This window comes from Paraburkholderia sp. RL17-380-BIE-A, assembly GCF_046028085.1.
Classification (GTDB): Bacteria; Pseudomonadota; Gammaproteobacteria; order Burkholderiales; family Burkholderiaceae; genus Paraburkholderia.
Window position 1 is genome coordinate 172,452 of record NZ_JARESQ010000016.1, and the last position, 16,451, is coordinate 188,902.

General features: G+C 62.0%; 15 protein-coding genes. 5 read left to right on the forward strand and 10 right to left on the reverse strand.

Annotation, left to right across the window (positions count from 1 at the left end):
- Positions 1–10: 10 nt before the first annotated feature.
- The 5 genes from yjfF to P0D68_RS25770 all read right to left on the reverse strand — a co-directional run bounded on the left by yjfF (position 11) and on the right by P0D68_RS25770 (position 5,914).
- On the reverse strand, positions 11–1,108 hold the full coding sequence (gene yjfF / locus P0D68_RS25750) for a galactofuranose ABC transporter, permease protein YjfF (RefSeq protein ID WP_408301455.1): 1,098 nt from the start codon (positions 1,106–1,108) through the stop codon (positions 11–13).
- Complete coding sequence (locus P0D68_RS25755; protein WP_408301457.1) at positions 1,105–2,160, reverse strand: ABC transporter permease; 1,056 nt, start codon at positions 2,158–2,160, stop codon at positions 1,105–1,107. The genes yjfF and P0D68_RS25755 overlap by 4 nt, the downstream gene beginning before the upstream one ends.
- Positions 2,157–3,767 (reverse strand): sugar ABC transporter ATP-binding protein, encoded by a 1,611-nt coding sequence (locus P0D68_RS25760; protein WP_286162078.1) that lies wholly within the window; start codon positions 3,765–3,767, stop codon positions 2,157–2,159. Before P0D68_RS25760 ends, P0D68_RS25755 begins: the two co-directional genes overlap by 4 nt.
- A 217-nt stretch (positions 3,768–3,984) precedes the next feature.
- Positions 3,985–4,971, reverse strand: a complete 987-nt coding sequence (locus tag P0D68_RS25765) for an ABC transporter substrate-binding protein (RefSeq protein ID WP_091808755.1) — start codon at positions 4,969–4,971, stop codon at positions 3,985–3,987.
- A 331-nt stretch (positions 4,972–5,302) separates the two neighbouring features.
- Entirely contained in the window at positions 5,303–5,914 is a 612-nt protein-coding gene (locus P0D68_RS25770; RefSeq protein ID WP_408301462.1) for an alpha-ketoglutarate-dependent dioxygenase AlkB family protein, read from the reverse strand.
- Positions 5,915–6,070: 156 nt separating this feature from the next.
- On the opposite strand from P0D68_RS25770, the gene P0D68_RS25775 reads away from it, so the two are divergent.
- Positions 6,071–6,655, forward strand: a complete 585-nt coding sequence (locus P0D68_RS25775) for a malonic semialdehyde reductase (RefSeq protein WP_091802229.1) — start codon at positions 6,071–6,073, stop codon at positions 6,653–6,655.
- A 30-nt stretch (positions 6,656–6,685) separates the two neighbouring features.
- On the opposite strand, the gene P0D68_RS25780 is transcribed toward P0D68_RS25775, so the two are convergent.
- Positions 6,686–7,015: a hypothetical protein gene (locus P0D68_RS25780; RefSeq protein WP_091802232.1), complete on the reverse strand. Its 330-nt coding sequence runs from the start codon at positions 7,013–7,015 to the stop codon at positions 6,686–6,688.
- Positions 7,016–7,403: 388 nt separating this feature from the next.
- Here P0D68_RS25780 and P0D68_RS25785 point away from each other — a divergent pair, with 388 nt between their 5' ends.
- Positions 7,404–8,567 carry a metallophosphoesterase gene (locus P0D68_RS25785; RefSeq protein ID WP_408301464.1) on the forward strand — a complete coding sequence of 388 codons (1,164 nt, stop codon included), beginning with the start codon at positions 7,404–7,406 and terminating at the stop codon, positions 8,565–8,567.
- A gap of 7 nt (positions 8,568–8,574) precedes the next feature.
- Here P0D68_RS25785 and P0D68_RS25790 read toward each other — a convergent pair whose 3' ends face one another.
- On the reverse strand, positions 8,575–9,099 hold the full coding sequence (locus P0D68_RS25790) for a hypothetical protein (protein WP_408301466.1): 525 nt from the start codon (positions 9,097–9,099) through the stop codon (positions 8,575–8,577).
- 692 nt (positions 9,100–9,791) lie between these two features.
- On the opposite strand from P0D68_RS25790, the gene P0D68_RS25795 reads away from it, so the two are divergent.
- Positions 9,792–10,499, forward strand: a complete 708-nt coding sequence (locus P0D68_RS25795; RefSeq protein ID WP_408301468.1) for an MgtC/SapB family protein — start codon at positions 9,792–9,794, stop codon at positions 10,497–10,499.
- 161 nt (positions 10,500–10,660) lie between these two features.
- Positions 10,661–10,915, forward strand: coding sequence for a GlsB/YeaQ/YmgE family stress response membrane protein (locus P0D68_RS25800; protein ID WP_007176844.1), 255 nt, complete (start codon positions 10,661–10,663; stop codon positions 10,913–10,915).
- 75 nt (positions 10,916–10,990) lie between these two features.
- On the opposite strand, the gene scpC is transcribed toward P0D68_RS25800, so the two are convergent.
- From scpC to P0D68_RS25815, 3 genes are all read right to left on the reverse strand, one after another.
- Complete coding sequence (gene scpC, locus P0D68_RS25805) at positions 10,991–12,505, reverse strand: succinyl-CoA:acetate CoA-transferase ScpC (protein ID WP_091802249.1); 1,515 nt, start codon at positions 12,503–12,505, stop codon at positions 10,991–10,993.
- 193 nt (positions 12,506–12,698) lie between these two features.
- Positions 12,699–12,911 carry a hypothetical protein gene (locus P0D68_RS25810; protein WP_091802252.1) on the reverse strand — a complete coding sequence of 71 codons (213 nt, stop codon included), beginning with the start codon at positions 12,909–12,911 and terminating at the stop codon, positions 12,699–12,701.
- 270 nt (positions 12,912–13,181) lie between these two features.
- Positions 13,182–15,347 (reverse strand): FUSC family protein, encoded by a 2,166-nt coding sequence (locus P0D68_RS25815; RefSeq protein WP_408301471.1) that lies wholly within the window; start codon positions 15,345–15,347, stop codon positions 13,182–13,184.
- Positions 15,348–15,549: 202 nt separating this feature from the next.
- Between P0D68_RS25815 and P0D68_RS25820 the strand changes: the two genes are divergently transcribed.
- Positions 15,550–16,451: LysR family transcriptional regulator (locus P0D68_RS25820; protein WP_408301473.1), on the forward strand; the 902-nt coding region annotated here is incomplete at its 3' end.

Below are 16,451 nucleotides of genomic sequence, written 5' to 3' on the forward strand. Positions count from 1 at the left end.
GCCGCACTGCTCACGCCTGTTCGGGCGCGCGTCCAATCACATGCGAGTCCGACGGCGCCGATCCGTCCGCGTGCCCGCGTTCGCGTCCCGCGGTCACGACTGCGCCGGTGCCGCCAGGGCGCCCCACTGATTTCGCGTGACGCTCGATCAGGCGTTGCAACAGGCAGAATGCGCAGAGCAACGCGCCGATCACGATGCGGGTCCACCACGAACTGAGCGTGCCGTCGAAAGTGATCAGCGTCTGGATCGTGCCGAGAATGCCGACGCCGAACAGCGAGCCGATCACATAGCCCACCCCGCCAGTCAGCAGTGTGCCGCCGATCACGGTCGCCGCGATCGCATCGAGTTCCATGCCCTGCCCTTGCAAACCGTAGCCCGACAATACGTAGAACGTGAAGACCGCGCCGCCGAGCGCCGAACAGAAGCCGCTCAGCGCATACACGCCGACGCGTGTGCGCGCGACCGGCAAGCCCATCAGCAAGGCCGAGCGCGCATTGCCACCGATCGCGTACACGTTGCGGCCAAAGCGCGTGAAATGTGCGACGTAGATTGCTGCCAGCAGCGTGACGAACGCAATCAGCACGTTGGCGGTGACCGAGCCGACGCCGATGTCGAGACGAAACGCCGAAATCTTCTGGAACGTCGGGTCGGTGATGGTGATCGACTGCGTCGTGATCAGAAAGCACAGGCCGCGCGCGAAGAACATGCCGGCCAGCGTGACGATGAAAGCCTGCAAGCGGAAGAAGTGGATCAACGCGCCCTGCACCGCGCCGAACACGGTGCCCATCAGCAACACGATCGGCAGGATCGCCCACACGGGCCAATGCATGTGTTCGGAGAGCACCGCCTCGACGATGGTCGTCAGCGCGACGACCGAGCCCACCGACAGGTCGATGCCGCCGGACACGATCACGAACGTCATGCCGATCGCCACGATCAGCAGGAACGCGTTGTCGACCAGCAGATCGAGCAGCACTTGCCACGAGAAGAAGCCGGTGTACATCACCGAGCCGAAGCCGAACAACGCGCAGAACAGCAGGATCGTGACGGCAATCGGCAGCGTGCGCGGATCGACGATATGAGCCCATGCTTCGAGGATTCGTCTCATTGCGCCGCTCCATGTTGCTTGACGAGCGACCTGCGGACCGACATGCCGAACGACATGGCGAGCGAGCGCGCCGCCGGCGACTGGATCAGGCTCACCGCCAGCACCACGGCCGCCTTGACGACGAGCGTGGCCTCGGGGGGCACGCCGATCGAATAGGTGGTGTAAGTCAGCGTCTGAATGATCAGCGCGCCCAGCACCGTGCCCACGAGGCTGAAGCGGCCGCCTAGCAGCGAGGTGCCGCCGAGCGTCACCGCGAGAATCGCGTCCAGTTCGAGCAGCAGACCGGCATTGTTGCCATCGGCGCTACGCACGTTCGAGCTGATGAGAATTCCCGCCATTGCCGCGGTCAACCCCGAGAAACCGTACACCGCGAAGACGAGCGCCTTGGACCGCAGACCCACCAGACGCGTGGCGACCGGATTGACACCGATCGCGCGGATGAAAAGCCCGAGCGCCGTGCCTTCGACGAGCGCGGCGGTGGCCAGCACCGCCACTGCGGCGATCCAGACCGAACACGGCACGCCGAGCCAGTAACCACCGCCCACGAACAGATAGCCCGGCGCGCCGATCGGAATGATCTGCCCTGCTGTCAGCAATTGCGCGACGCCACGCCCGGCGACCATCAGTATCAAGGTGGCGATGATCGGCTGCATGCCGACGAAGGACACCAGCAACCCGTTCCACATGCCGCTCAGCAAACCCGTGATCAACGCAGCCAGCAGCGCCTGCGCAATCAGTCCGGCGGACGCCACCGGCTGGGTCGCCAGAATGGTGGCCGCGGCGGCGCCCGCGATCGCCACCACCGCGCCCACCGAAATGTCGATGCCGCGCGTCGCGATCACCAGTGTCATGCCGGTGGCGACGAGTACCAGCGGCGCGGCGCGATTCAGCACATCGATCGGGGCGCCGAACAGATGGCCGTCGAGCATGCGCAGCGACAGAAAATGCGGATTGACCCACAGGTTCAGGCCGCACAGCAACAGCAACGTCACGCACGGCCAGATCAACGGACGCTCGGCGCCGTCGCGCGCGATCCAGTTCGAAAGCTTCATTCGCCGCTCCCCGCGATAAGTCGATAGATATTGTCTTCGTTGGAGGCCTGGCCGCTCACTTCGGCGATTTTGCGGCGGTCGCGCAACACCGCCACGCGATGACTGACGCGCAGCACCTCGCTGATCTCCGACGAAATGAACAGGATGCTCAGGCCGCTCGCGCACAGCGCCAGCAGACGATCCATGATGTCGAACTTGGCCGCGATGTCGATGCCGCGCGTGGGTTCATCGAGTATCAGCAGCCTGGGATCGGTGGCGAGCCAGCGCGCCAGTAGCGCTTTCTGCTGATTGCCGCCGGACAGCAAGCCGATCGGCTGTTCCGCGTCCGACGCCTTGATGCCGAGCCGCTCGATCCATAGATCAGCCAGTTCGCGCGCGCGTTGCCGGCTGATCTTGCGCCACCATCCGCGCCTTGCCTGCAACGCCAGCAGGATGTTCTCGCGGATCGACAGCTCGGCGACGATGCCTTCTTTCTTGCGGTCCTCCGCGCAATAGCCGATGCCGTGGCGCACCGCGTCGCGTGGCGAACGCAGCCGCACGGGCCGGCCTTCCACCAGCATCGTGCCGCTGTCGGCGCGATCGGCTCCAAACAGGAGCCGCGCGGTTTCCGTGCGGCCCGAGCCGAGCAAACCGGCAAGGCCGAGAATCTGCCCCGGCTGCACGTCGAGGTCGATCGGCTGCATCGAGCCGCGCCGTCCGACGCCGCGCAACGCCATGAACGGCTGGCCGGCCTGCGCACCCTGCGGCCCTGCATGGCCGTTGTGGCCGTCGTGGCTTGCGTGCGCCGCTTCGCGCAATCGCGCGCTCATGCGCTCGTGGCCGACCATCCTGGACACAAGCTGATCGGCTGGCAGATCGCGTGCGAGATATTCGCCTTCGCGCTCGCCATTGCGCATTACCGTAATGCGATCGGAAATGGCATACGTCTGCTCGATAAAATGCGTAACGAACAGAATCGCAATGCCAGACTGCTTAAGATGCCGAAGTATTTTGAACAGCTGCGCAACTTCGCTGTCATCGAGGCTCGAGGTCGGCTCGTCGAGGATCAGCACGCGTGCATCGACCGAGAGCGCCCGCGCGATGGCGACCATCTGCTGTACGGCGATCGGATAGGCGTCGAGCGAACGGGTGACGTCGAGCGTCACGTCGAGGCGCGCCAGCGCGGCTTGAGCCCGCCGCTTGATGTCGTTCCAGTCGATCGCGCCAAAGCGCTTCGGCTGCCGGCCCGCAAATATGTTCTCCGCCACAGAGAGGTTCGAGCACAGGTTCACTTCCTGATACAGCGTGCGGATGCCGGCCGCTTCGGCCTCCTGCGGCGAGGCAAACGCCACCACCTTGCCACCGAGGCGAATAGTGCCGGCCTCGGGCGCGACCACGCCCGTGAGCACGTTGATCAAAGTAGATTTGCCGGCGCCGTTCTGTCCCATCAATGTGTGAATCTCGCCGGGGAACAGGCGGAAATCGACGCGCTGCAACGCCTTCACGCCCGGGAATGTCTTGCTGACGCCGGCAGTGGCGAGAACGGGTTCGAGTGCGCTCGCGGCGCCGCCGGGCAGGATTGCGGCGGCGCCAGCCAGCGGCTTTGAACTGGAAGGGTGATGCGTCATAGGCCTCGCTCGATCGGCGGTGCGTGGTTCGGCGGCCTCCAGCGGGGCTGCGCGCAAAAGAGGCCGTCCGCTGCCCAAGCAGTCGGACGGCCAGGCACCGCTGGAGAAACCTTTTTCGATCTGTCGGTACGGCGCTTCCCGGCTGCGCCTTCGTCTACTCTTTCGTCTACGCGGCCGGGCACGCTTGTCACAATCAGGAAGCCTGATTTACTTAATGTCAGTATTTACGTGTTGGCAGCGTTTGCGCAGCGACGCTCATCGGGAACACTGTCTCTTCTGTCAGGATACGCTTGGGCAGCGGCTTGCCGGCCACCACATCCTTCACCGCCGACATCAATTGCGGTCCCAGCAACGGACTGCACTCCACGTCCACGTTCATCTTGCCGGCAGCCATAGCCTGGAAGCCGCCTTTGGTGGCGTCGAACGAAACGATGGTGATGTCCTTGCCCGGATGCATGCCGGCCTCTTCCATCGCCTGGATGGCGCCTAGCGCCATATCGTCGTTATGCGCATAGACCACATTGATTTTATTTCCATAGGTCTTGATGAACGCCTCCATGACCTGCTTGCCGCCAGCGAGCGTGAAGTCTCCGCTTTGCGAGGCGATGATCTTGAACTTGGGATCGTTTTTGATGACTTCCAGCAGACCGGAGTGCCGATCGTTGGCTGGCGCCGATCCGACGGTGCCCTGGAGTTCGGCGATGTTGATGGGGCCCTGCTCGCTCTTATAGTGATCCGCGAGCCAGTGACCGCCGCGCCGCCCTTCTTCCAGGAAGTCGGATCCGATCATCGTGACGTACAGCGAGGTGTCTTTCACGTCGACGTTGCGGTCGGTGAGGATCACCGGAATCTTTGCGGCTTTAGCCTCGCGCAGAACCGGCTCCCAGCCCGACTCGACTACCGGTGAAAAGGCGATCACGTCGACTTTCTGCGCGATATAGGAGCGAATCGCCTTGATCTGGTTTTCCTGCTTTTGCTGCGCGTCAGAGAATTTGAGCTTGATCTTCGCGTCCGCCGCCGCGGACTTGACCGACTCGGTGTTGGCGGTTCGCCACGCGCTTTCCGCGCCGACCTGGGCAAAGCCGAGGGTAATCTGTTTGTCTTGCGCGTAAGCGCCCGGCGCGGCCAGCGTCAGCGCGCCAAAACCCGCGCAGAGTGCGAGTGCGCTCAACGCACGACATGCTGCGCGTCGTGAATTCGCCATGACTGTCTCCTGATCGTTGTTATTCAAGCGATCCATCTCACCCGTCCAGCCGTTGCGGCCCTCACGGTGCGTGGATCGTGATGTAGCGTAGTGTGCGGGGCGTTAACCGTCCAATCAAATGATTCGCGTCAGTGATATCGATTTTGGTATAGACCGCGATGTCGGTGGTAGCGCGGCGCCTGGGCGAGATTTGGCGTCGTTTGGCTGATGGCGGCTGGCGTGGGATCCGCTTTGTGCTTTCTTATGTGCTTACGTGGGTGGTGCTTCTTTGGGGCTGGCGCCTGTCCCAAACTGCCGCTGGCTCAGATTGGCGCCCCCATTGACAGGCGATTCACCGCCCCTCCCTGCGCGGTGTCACCCATCGGAAAGTCAGATTGATCCGCTCGCCCGCTACGCGCGGCTCCTTCGGCACCCGGTGCCGCCAATCCGCCTGCGTATTGCCCTTCATCACCAGCAAGCTGCCGCCCTTGAGCGAAAAAGACTGCACGACGCCGGTCTTGTTATGCCGCAGGTCGAACGTGCGCGCGACGCCCAGGCTCACCGACGCAATCACCGGCTGAGCGCCGAGTTCGGGCTCGCGGTCGGCATGCCAGCCCATGCTGTCGGTGCCGCTGCGATAGCGGTTGATCAATACGCTATTAAAACGCGCGTCGCAAACCGACTCCGCGGCGGCCTTCAGTTCGGCAACCGTCGGCGTCCATGGTTGCGGCACGTTGCGAATTCCCGAGTAAACGTAGACGGCGTCGGGTTCGCCTTGCCACGCAGTCAGCCGCGGCAGCGGCACGCGGCCGGCGGGCGTGCCCATCATGTCCTGGCGCCATTCGACTTCTTCGACGAGTCGCGTCAAGGCGTGCGCCGCGTCCGCGGGCGGCAGCCAATCGGGATACCAGTCGACGTCGGGCGTCGGCAAAGCATCGGAAGAATGCGCGAAAAGATCCGTCATGAGATTGCCTGGTATGATCGCGCGCTCAAAGCGCGAGCGGTTGAAAACCCTGGCTATTATGGCGACAACCAGGACGACGCTCACGCGCGCCACTTGCGCTTCCATTCGTGACCGTCGTATTCATTCCCCACACGCAACCTTCAAAGGATCCCCAACATGATTCTCTCCGACCAGGCGCTCGATCAGCTTTTTCGCGAAGCGCGCACGCATAACGGCTGGCAGGCGAAACCCGTCGAGGACGCCGTGCTCGAACAACTCATCGAACTCGTCCTGCTCGGCCCGACCTCGGCCAATTCGAGCCCGGGCCGCTTTGTCTTCGTCAAAACGGAGGAAGGCAAGGAGAAGCTGCGTCCGGCTTTGTCTGCAGGCAATCTCGAGAAGACGATGGCAGCGCCGGTCACGGTGATCGTCGGGATGGATATGGCGTTTTACGAGCATCTGCCGAAGCTGTTTCCGCACGCCGACGCGCGCAGCTGGTTCGCGGGTAACGACAAGGCGATCGCCGACACGGCATTTCGTAATTCGACGCTGCAGGGTGGCTATCTGATTCTCGCCGCCCGCGCGCTAGGCCTGGACACGGGTCCCATGTCGGGTTTCGACGCCGCCAAGGTCGACGAAGCTTTCTTCGCCGGCACGACCGTAAAGTCGAACTTCCTGATCAATCTGGGCTACGGCGACGCGTCGAAGCTGTTTCCGCGCAGCCCGCGCTTCGCTTTCGACGAAGCCGCGCGGATCGTCTGACATACGGCGCCCGGGCGCCGTTGAGCAGGGTCAACGGAGGAGCGCCACGTAAAACACCACGGCGCCGATCAGCGCGCCGATGAAACAGAAGCCCTCTTCGGCGTCGTCACCGCTTGACCTGACCCATGCCCCGACGACGCCAAACAATCCAGCGATACCGAGGGCAACGCAGAGCATGACGACATCGAATAGCGCACTTTTGCCCAACTCGGAAAAGTCGATATCGCGCACGCCGAAGTACAAGCCGATCGCCATCACCGATATGACCACGAGCGGCAGCATGACATGGCTGCCCTCGCGTCCGACGTGATGCGCGTGGTGCGCATGGCGGAACGGGTTGCCTGATCTGAGCAGCTTCATTTGCGCCTCCTGCCTCGCCTTCTGCCGGCGATAAAAAGAACCGCTACTGGTCTGCGGGGCCTTCGCGGTGGCCCTTGCTTTAGCTTTGATCCAAGCCGGTTCTATTTCAGGATAGCTCACGCCCGAGCACAATTCAAAGCCCATTTAATTGCGCCGCATTAGCCGGCTGGACGGGTCAAGCACGCCGCGTTAATGGTGCATTGCAGTACCTTTCGGGCACTTCAGGCGGTGGGCGGCTGGTCACCCCGCGACCAAATTTGGCGCCCTCGGCACGCGATTACACATCTCGGTAGAATGGGTCGGCTCGTTCCATTACTGCATTGCCGCAGCGGACGAGTAGCCGCCGCTCCTATGCTCGTGCCGGCCCCTTCCCGCCTTGATCCTCTCTATGCGCCGCTCATCGTTTCTTGTTCGCATCATTCTGATTGGCATCCTGCTGCACATCTACGTCGGCTTGCGTCTGATTCCGGACATGCCGATCGATACCGCCGGCCGTTGGCTGTGTGCGCTGTGGCTCGTGCTGTCGATCTTTATCATTCCGCTCGGCATGCTGGCGCGCACGATCAAACAACAGCCGCTCAGCGACCGACTCGCGTGGGTCGGTCTGCTGGCCATGGGCTTCTTCTCGTCACTGCTGGTACTGACCTTCGTGCGGGACCTCGCGCTCGCCTCACTGCTGACCGTCGACGCAATCTGGCCGAACACCATCGCGATCGCGCACTGGCGTACCGGTTCAGCAGCGGCTGTGCCGGTGCTCGCGCTGCTCTCCACGCTTGTCGGCCTGTTCAACGCTCGCCGTCGCGCCAAGGTCGTAACGATCGAAGTGCCGATCGACGATTTACCCGCCGCGCTCGACGGCTTCACGATCGTGCAGATCAGCGACATTCACGTTGGCCCGACCATTAAAGGCCGCTATGTGGACGCAATCGTCGACGCGGTGAATCGCCTCAAGCCGGATCTGATCGCAGTCACCGGCGATATCGTGGACGGCAGCGTACCGCAACTGACCCGACACACGCAGCCGTTGTCACGGTTGAGCGCGCGCCACGGCGCTTTTCTCGTGACCGGCAATCACGAGTATTACGCCGGCGCCAACGCCTGGATCGACGAATTCCGGCGCCTGGGATTGAATGTCCTGCTGAACGAGCACGTGATCGTGGACCACGACGGCGCACGCGCCGTGATCGCCGGCGTGACCGATTTTTCAGCGGGCCATCACGACCCGTTGCACCGCAGCGATCCGGTCGCGGCGCTCGCCGGCGCGCCTGGCGACGTGCTGATCAAGGTACTGCTCGCCCACCAGCCGCGCTCTGCCGAGGCCGCAGCAGCGGCCGGTTTCACGTTGCAACTCTCCGGGCACACGCATGGTGGCCAGTTCTTCCCGTGGAACTTCTTCGTGCGGTTTCAGCAGCCGTTCACCGCCGGTCTGGCGCGACTGAACGGACTCTGGGTCTACACGAGCCGGGGCACAGGCTACTGGGGGCCGCCGAAGCGTTTGGGCGCGCCTTCCGAAATCACGCGCCTGCGCCTCGTGCCCGGCGAGCCCGATTGAGGCACCGTTACTGCGTGGGCGCCACAGCCACGCTGACTTGCGGCGCGAACGCCACGACCACTTGCATGCCGGGCGTCACACCCGCGGTCTTTGCCGGGTCGCGGCCCTGTATATGGAACACCGACCCGTCCGCGCCTTTCAGCGCCATGATGCCGGAAGCATGGTCAATGGCCTCGACTCGGGCTGTCACGCTCTGAATCGCGTTCGACTGCCCAAACTGGGCCGCCGTGCTTTGCCCGTCCGCACTGCGCGTGACGCTTATCACCGCACTGCGCATCATGCGGATGTGAACCTTGCCGCCTTGCTTGATCTGCCCAAGACTGCGCGTATCGGTAACGTTGAACGACGCTTCGCCGCCCTGCGCGTCGAGTACCGTGACCGAATGGTTTGCCTGATCGACCGCCTTCACGATGCCATCTGCCTGCAGCGTGCTGCTGCCTTCAAACGGCGCCGGTAAAGCCGCGGCGAACGATACGAGCGGAGCAGCCGCGATCAACGCGCCGGCAATGACACCAAGAGCTTTAACTTTCATACATTCCTCAATTCGGATGGGCGGCGAAAACGGCAAGAAGCGGTAGGCAGCGCCAAGAACCGGCCACGTAGTGCGCATCCTGGCGCAACGGCATCTGGACAATGCGTAAGCGGAACCGCCGGAAAAAACCGCGGATCACGCGCCAAGGCCCGCACGAAGTGCCCGCGTTATGCAGACAGTGTGTTTTCCGGGATGGATACCGTCAACATTCGGAGTCCGTATTTGTGTGGGAATAGGTCTCCGATTTGCACGGAAACTTCCCAAATCACTCAGGGCAACTCATTCGTCGCCTCGCTTCATCATGGCTTGACTTAATTTTGCACAGGCGCCTAAAATCCGCGCAGTTTACTTATCCGGAAATACGATCTTGGACAGTAGCAGTAGTACCCGTCGAGCTTCGATTCGCCCGATCGCCTGATCGGCAAGATTTCCGCGCCAGCCTTTGCCTGTCGCCGTCTTGCCTGCGGGCTGACGGTGCACGTCGTTGATTCCCTTACCCACTTGTTGCCAGTCAAGTTGCAGTGATATCCGCATGGCTGAACGCCGTGCCGGCCATCCTTGCCTTTGAGCGTCGCGACGCTTTGCTCGCGCGCTGCGTCACGACTGCTCGCGCCTGTTCGATCGGGACGGACGCGCCGGTGTCACGCGCAAGGTTCACACTGTGCGAACTCGCGCCTCACCCTTGCAGACCGATGACAATCGAATTTCTCTTACGGCTTCTCGCCGCCTTCGCCTGTGGCATGGCGATCGGCCTTGAACGGCAGATGCGTCAGCGCAATGCCGGCTTGCGCACCATCACGCTGGTCGCAAGCGGCGCGTGCCTGTTCGTTACGCTCGGCGTGCTGACCGGCAACGGCACGACCGGCATCACCCAGATCGCCGCATACGTGGTCTCCGGCGTCGGCTTTCTCGGCGGCGGCGTGATCATGCGCGACAAGGGTTCCATTCAGGGAATCAACACCGCGGCGACCTTGTGGTGCTCGGCGGCGGTGGGTGTATTGTGCGGCGCCGGTCATTACGGGCCGGCGCTGGCCGGCACCGTGGTCGTACTGCTGACCAACACCGTGCTGCGTGAAGTCAGCCGTATGATCAACGCGACGCCTGTATCGAACGCCGACCTGGTGCGCGAATACGTGCTGACGATCGTCTGCCGCGAGGCCGACGAAATTCATATTCGTACCGCGGTCTCCAACTCCATGTATTCGACGCCGTTGTCGTTTCAAAGCCTGACGAGCGAAGACGTCGAAAACGACCCTGGACGCATTCGTGTGACGGCAACGCTAAAGATGCATCCCAAAGATCAGTCGAAGCTCGAACAGATGGCCAGCCGCATCAGCATGGAAAAGAGTGTCTCCAGCGTGAGTTGGACTGCCAGAGAAGCGGAGCCGACGCCTGAGTAAGCATAGGGCGTAAGTTCCCCATATTCGCGTGCATCGTCTACACTTAGCTTGCAATAGATTTAGACAATGTTAATTCCGCGTCCTGAATATGGACTGTCCCATAACCTTCGACTAAGCTCTGACACCGTGAATTTTTCACATTCAACCATGGAGTCTCGATTATGGAACACGGCATCATTGCATGGCTCATCATCGGCGCGATCGCCGGCTGGCTGGCAGGTGTGCTCGTCAAGGGCGGCGGCTTCGGCCTGATCGTCGACATCATTGTCGGGATTGTCGGCGCGTTCATCGGCGGCTGGCTCGCCGGCGTGCTGCATATTTCGCTCGGCGGCGGCTGGATCGGCTCGATCATCACCGCGGTCATCGGCGCGGTCATTCTATTGTTTCTTATCCGCCTCATCCGGCGAGGTACCTGAGCGCCGCATGAGAAGTCTCACGGCGTCAGGGGCGAAAGCCACCTGACGCCGGTTTGACGTTAAACCCGTCCGACTTTAAAGCCCCGCTTCCTGCGCCGGCAACATCGAACCGGTATCACGCAGCCGCGTGTGCAAGGCGAAGGCCTGATCCAACTGATGCGGCGTTTGCCCGCCGCCCTTCAATGCTTCCCGATAGTAGTCGCGCAATACATCGCGATACAGCGGATGCACGCAATTTTCGATGATCAACGTGGCGCGTTCCCGCGGGGCGAGCCCGCGCAAATCGGCGAGTCCCTGCTCCGTCACGACCACGTCCACGTCGTGCTCGTTGTGATCGCAATGCGGCACCATCGGCACGATGCTCGAAATACGACCGCCCTTGGCCATCGACTTGGTCGCGAAGATCGCGCACGACGCGTTGCGCGCGAAATCGCCGGACCCGCCGATACCGTTCATCATGTGCGTGCCGCCTACGTGGGTCGAATTCACATTGCCGTAAATGTCGAATTCCAGCGCGGTATTCAACGCAATCAGACCGAGCCGGCGAATCACTTCCGGATGGTTGCTGACCTCTTGCGGACGCAACACCAGACGATCGCGATAGCGTTCGAGTTCGCCGAACACCTGCGCCTGGCGCGTGGCCGACAACGTGATCGACGCGCCGGAGGCGAACGTTACCTTACCCGCGTCCATCAGGTCGAAGGTCGAATCCTGCAGCACTTCTGAGTAAATTTCGAAGGCTTCGAAAGGCGAATCGACAAAGCCGGCCAGCACGGCATTGGCAATCGTGCCGATGCCCGCCTGCAACGGCGGCAACTGCCGGGGCATGCGCCCGTGCGCCACTTCGTGCTGGAAAAACTCGATCAGATGACCGGCGATCAACTGTGTTTCGGCATCCGCCGGCAGCACCGTGGACGAACTGTCCGGCATATCGGTGATGACGATCGCCGCGATCTTCTCAGGCGGGATCTCGATCGCTTTGGTGCCGACACGATCTTGCGGACGGACGATCGGCAGCGGCTCACGGTGCGGCCTGCGGCCCGGAATCCAGATGTCGTGCAGTCCCTCGAGCGCGAGCGACTGAGCCAGATTGATTTCGACGATGACCTTGTCGGCAAGAATCGCAAAGCTGGCCGAATTGCCTACCGACGTGGTCGGCACAATGCCGCCGGTTTCGGTGATCGCGACGGCTTCGATAATGGCGATGTCGAGTTTGCCGAGCTGGTTCGCGCGCAGCATCTCGACGGTTTCAGACAGATGCTGATCGACGAACATGACCTCGCCGCGATTGATGGCGTCACGAAGCGTCTTGTCCACCTGGAACGGCAAGCGCCGAGCCAGCACGTGCGCCTCGGTGAGCATGCGATCCACATCGTGACCGAGCGAGGCACCGGTCATCAACGTAATGCGCAGCGGCTTGCCTTCCTGACGCGCGCGCTCGGCAAGCGCAACAGGAACGGCTTTGGCATCGCCCGCGCGGGTAAAACCGCTCGCGCCGACGCGCATGCCGTCCTGAATCAGGAGCGCCGCTTCGGCGGCTGAAGTGATTTTTCCGCGCAGCGAGGCGCAGCGAATCCGGTCTTGGTACATGAAACTCAGTCTCTCCATAATCACCAGTCCGGCCTACCGATGCGCACGTCTGCGGTGTGCTTCACTCAATAGCCGGATTGTCACCCCCGCCGCGGCGTCACGACAGGACGGCGTCGCGGCCGGGGAGTTCGTCGCGCGTCAGATGTTCGCGACAGGTCTTGCACGTATTTCAAGGGCGATGCGCGACGCTGCCTTAGCTGCCGAAGTAGATGTTGCAGAAGCTCACAGGCCCGACGCACTCTTCAGCTTTGGCTGCCGGCGCAGCGGCACGGCCGCGCGTATCCGCGTTCGCGTCGCGCTGCGCAGTGGCTTGCGCGGTCTGTTGCGGGGCGGCGGGAGCCGTTTGCGCCTGAGCGACGACAGCAGACAAAGAGCAGGCGATCAGGGCGATTTTCAACACTTTCATTTCTCTCTCCAGGACTTACGATTACTGCGAGGCAGTGATGAAACTATATGGTTACCATCCACGCAGATAAACGGGGCCGCCCGGAAGTGATCTTTCCATCCTGAAGAAGGATCGGCGTATAGGGTGGATCGTGGCGTGTGCGAGTGACGGCGGTGAATCGAGGCTTATAAGTTGAGCGACAGGATTCGGGCGACAGGATTCAAGCCGCTTGATTCGGGCCACATGCTTCATGTCGACATAACTGAAGCCACATGACTCCGCGTCCATCCCTCAACGCACATTGAACGGTGCGTCCTTGTCGAGCAACGCAGCGCGGATAAAGTGCAGGCAACTCAAAATGCGCTGCAGGTCGTGACGCTTGTCGCGCTCGGCATGAACCGTTTGCAGCACATCCTGCGCAATCCGCGCGGCCGAGTTCACGGACGCCAGCGCGCGTTCGAGACTCCGCGCATCGGGCCGCTCGAAGAGCCGCGCGAGGTCGTCACGCGTGTGCTCGACGGCGCTGCCCCAACGCGGATGCAGTGCGTGCGCATACTCCGCGCGGACCGCTTCGTTGCGCAGATCGATCACGGCGTGGCCCACTTCAAGCGTCGCGAGCATCCAGCGCAAAGCATCGCGGCGACGCCGGGAGCGTCGCGCCAATAGCACGCGCAACTGGGAAGTCAGATCGTGTGTGCTCGACTGAAAGCGTTGATTGAGTCCCGGCAATTCGTCCTTGCATGCAGACACGACTTGCGCGCGCAGGTCGCCCATGATTTTCCCGATGAGCCAAGGCATGTCAGCCGGGAAGACGATCGCGAATACAAGCGCCGCCAGCAACAGCGACGCGGTAAGCGCAATGCCATTGTTGATCAGCAGATCCGGCGCGTAAGCGACGACGTTGTCGGGTCCGGCGAGCAGGCAAAAAAACACCGAGAAACCGATCCCATATCCCGCCGCGAGTTTGCGCGTGGCGACGAATGCACCGAGCGCGAGCACCGGCGCAAGCGTGATGCACAGGAGCGGAAAGCCGTCGATGTTGGGATACACGTAGCAGGTGAACAGATAACCGGTCATGGTCGCCAGCACGGCGCCGACGGCCATCTGTACGGCCATCTTCGAGGGGTTCGGCGCGGTCGACGTCAACGCGCACACCAGTGCCGCGCCGATCACGGCCAGGCCTCCGCTCGGCCAGTCTGTCGCGATCCAGAACCAGCCTGCGATCGCCATGACCACGGCCGAGCGGATAAATGTCATCGCGACGACAAAGCTGTTGGTTTTGCTCACGTAACGGCTGGTGGCTTGCGGCTGACCTGCCTGCTTACGCAGCGTCAGCGACGCGTAGGTCCCCGAGTAGCGGATCCATTCGTCGACGAACCGGTACAGCAGTTCCGCAGCAGTATCGAAGTCCGCAAGCGATTCCGCAGGCGAAGCTTCCAGCGGCCTTCTCGTTTCGCGCACGCGCCGCGGCAAGCTCGCCTGAAAGTGCTGCAAACGGGTTGCCATGCGCGATGCGTCGACGGTCGCCTCGGGCGGCTGCGCCATGAGCGCAGCCAATTCGTGGAAGTACGGCTTGATCGCCGTGGCGATCGCCATCGAACCATTTACACGCAGACGCTTGAGCAGCTGATGCAGCGCATGCAACCGCGCGCAGGCATCCATAAACTCGCTGTTCAGACGGCCGAGATGCTGGCTGCGGGAACGCATGGCCGGATCTTCGAAGGCGGCAAACGTGCGCGTCGCCTCGAAACCGACGATCTCATCGACGAGATTCGCAAAGCGTCGCTCGAATTGACCACGCTCAAGGCCGCGAACCAGCACGTCGGCGGCGAACGCAGTAAAATTTCTGTATCGAGACTGTAGTGTGTGCCGCAGCGCAAGGCTCGATCGTTGTGGCACGATCAGCGCGCTCACCGCGCTCGAAGACACGATGCCGACCGCCACTTCCGCCGCGCGCGTAAGCGCCGCCAGAAACAGGTCATGAGGCGCCGTGACATTCGGGATGCCGATCAGCGCAGCGGTGTAACCTGCCAGCACAAAGCCGTACCACCTGAAATGCCGAAACCGGACCGCTGCCGCAATGCAGGCGCTGACCCAGCAAATCATGCCGATCATGTACAACTCGGGCTGCTGGACGAACAATGCACCAAGCACGAGCGCAGCGGCTGTGCCCACTGCAGTCCCGAGAATTCGGTAGAAACTCTTGGCGAGTACCATTCCGCTGAACGGCTGCATCAGCACGAACACCGTAGTCATCGCAATGCGCGGTTGCGGCAGATCCAGCAGCATCGCAATGCCCAGCGCCAGCAGACCAGCGGTGACCGTTTTCAGCAGATGCAGCCAGACCAGGCCATCGCTATTAGCCCAATCCAGAACGACTGGACTGAGCGATCGCAACATGACGCTCCACTGCCGGACGGAATCGGCCGTCGGCCTGATCGCATGTTCGCGTTTCATTTGAAAGCAATACACCTCGGTTGGTCGCGGAAAGACGCACCGGAGAACACTGTTGCTCACTCCGGCACGCAAGGCGCCGATTGTAGGAGCATGCTACGCGCGCATTAAGGGGACCGAGGCGGAACGTTCCTTCCAAAACGAACAACAATGCGCATCCTAGACAGGCGGACAATATGGCCTCTGCCGTGAAATAGAAGGATCGATGGATACGTTACAAAATATGCGAGTGTTCGTGCGCGTGGTCGAAGCCGGTAGTTTCACCGGCGCCGCGCAGTCGCTCAATTCAACGACTGGCGCGATGTCTCGCGCGGTTTCGGAGCTCGAAGCTCATTTGCGGACTCGGTTGCTGAACCGTTCCACGCGACGGCTTGCGCTTACCACCGCAGGCGAACGTTATCTGAAACGATGTCAGCAGATACTTGCAGATGTCGGCACCGCGGAAGAAGAAGCCAGTTGCGCGCACGAGCGCCCTACCGGCGCTTTGCGGATGCATAGCTTTGCCAGCATTGGTCAGCATTATGTGCTGCCGGCTATTTCGCGCTATCGCGCGCTGTATCCCGAGGTGACTGTCGAACTGACGATGTCGCAGCGCATGCCCGATCTTTTCGAAGGCAGTGCCGATGTCGCGGTGATCCTCGCTTCCACGTTGCCTAATTCAGATCTCGTGTCGCTTCCGTTGGGAACGACCTTCAGCATCTTGTGCGCTTCGCCGGCGTACGTGCGCACTCACGGCGCGCCGCAGAAACCAGCCGAGCTGGCGCATCATGAGTGTTTGATTCTGCACACTCCGGCGTTTCCGCCGCACGATTGGGTGCTCGACGGGCCGAATGGCTGCGAAACGATGGAGGTGAATGGGCCGGTGCACGTGAACATCGCCGAGTCGCTGATTGTCGCGATTCGTGAAGGGATGGGCATTGGCATGGTGCCGCTGTACGCTGCGATTTCAGGTTTGCGTGACGGAACGTTGGTGCGCGTGTTGCCGGAATATACAGCGCAGAAGATGAATATTTACGCACTGTACCCGTCACGTAAGTTCATCGACGCTAAGACACGGACTTGGGTCGAATTCTTGCGTACGCATCTGCCCAAAGTCATTGCACGCGA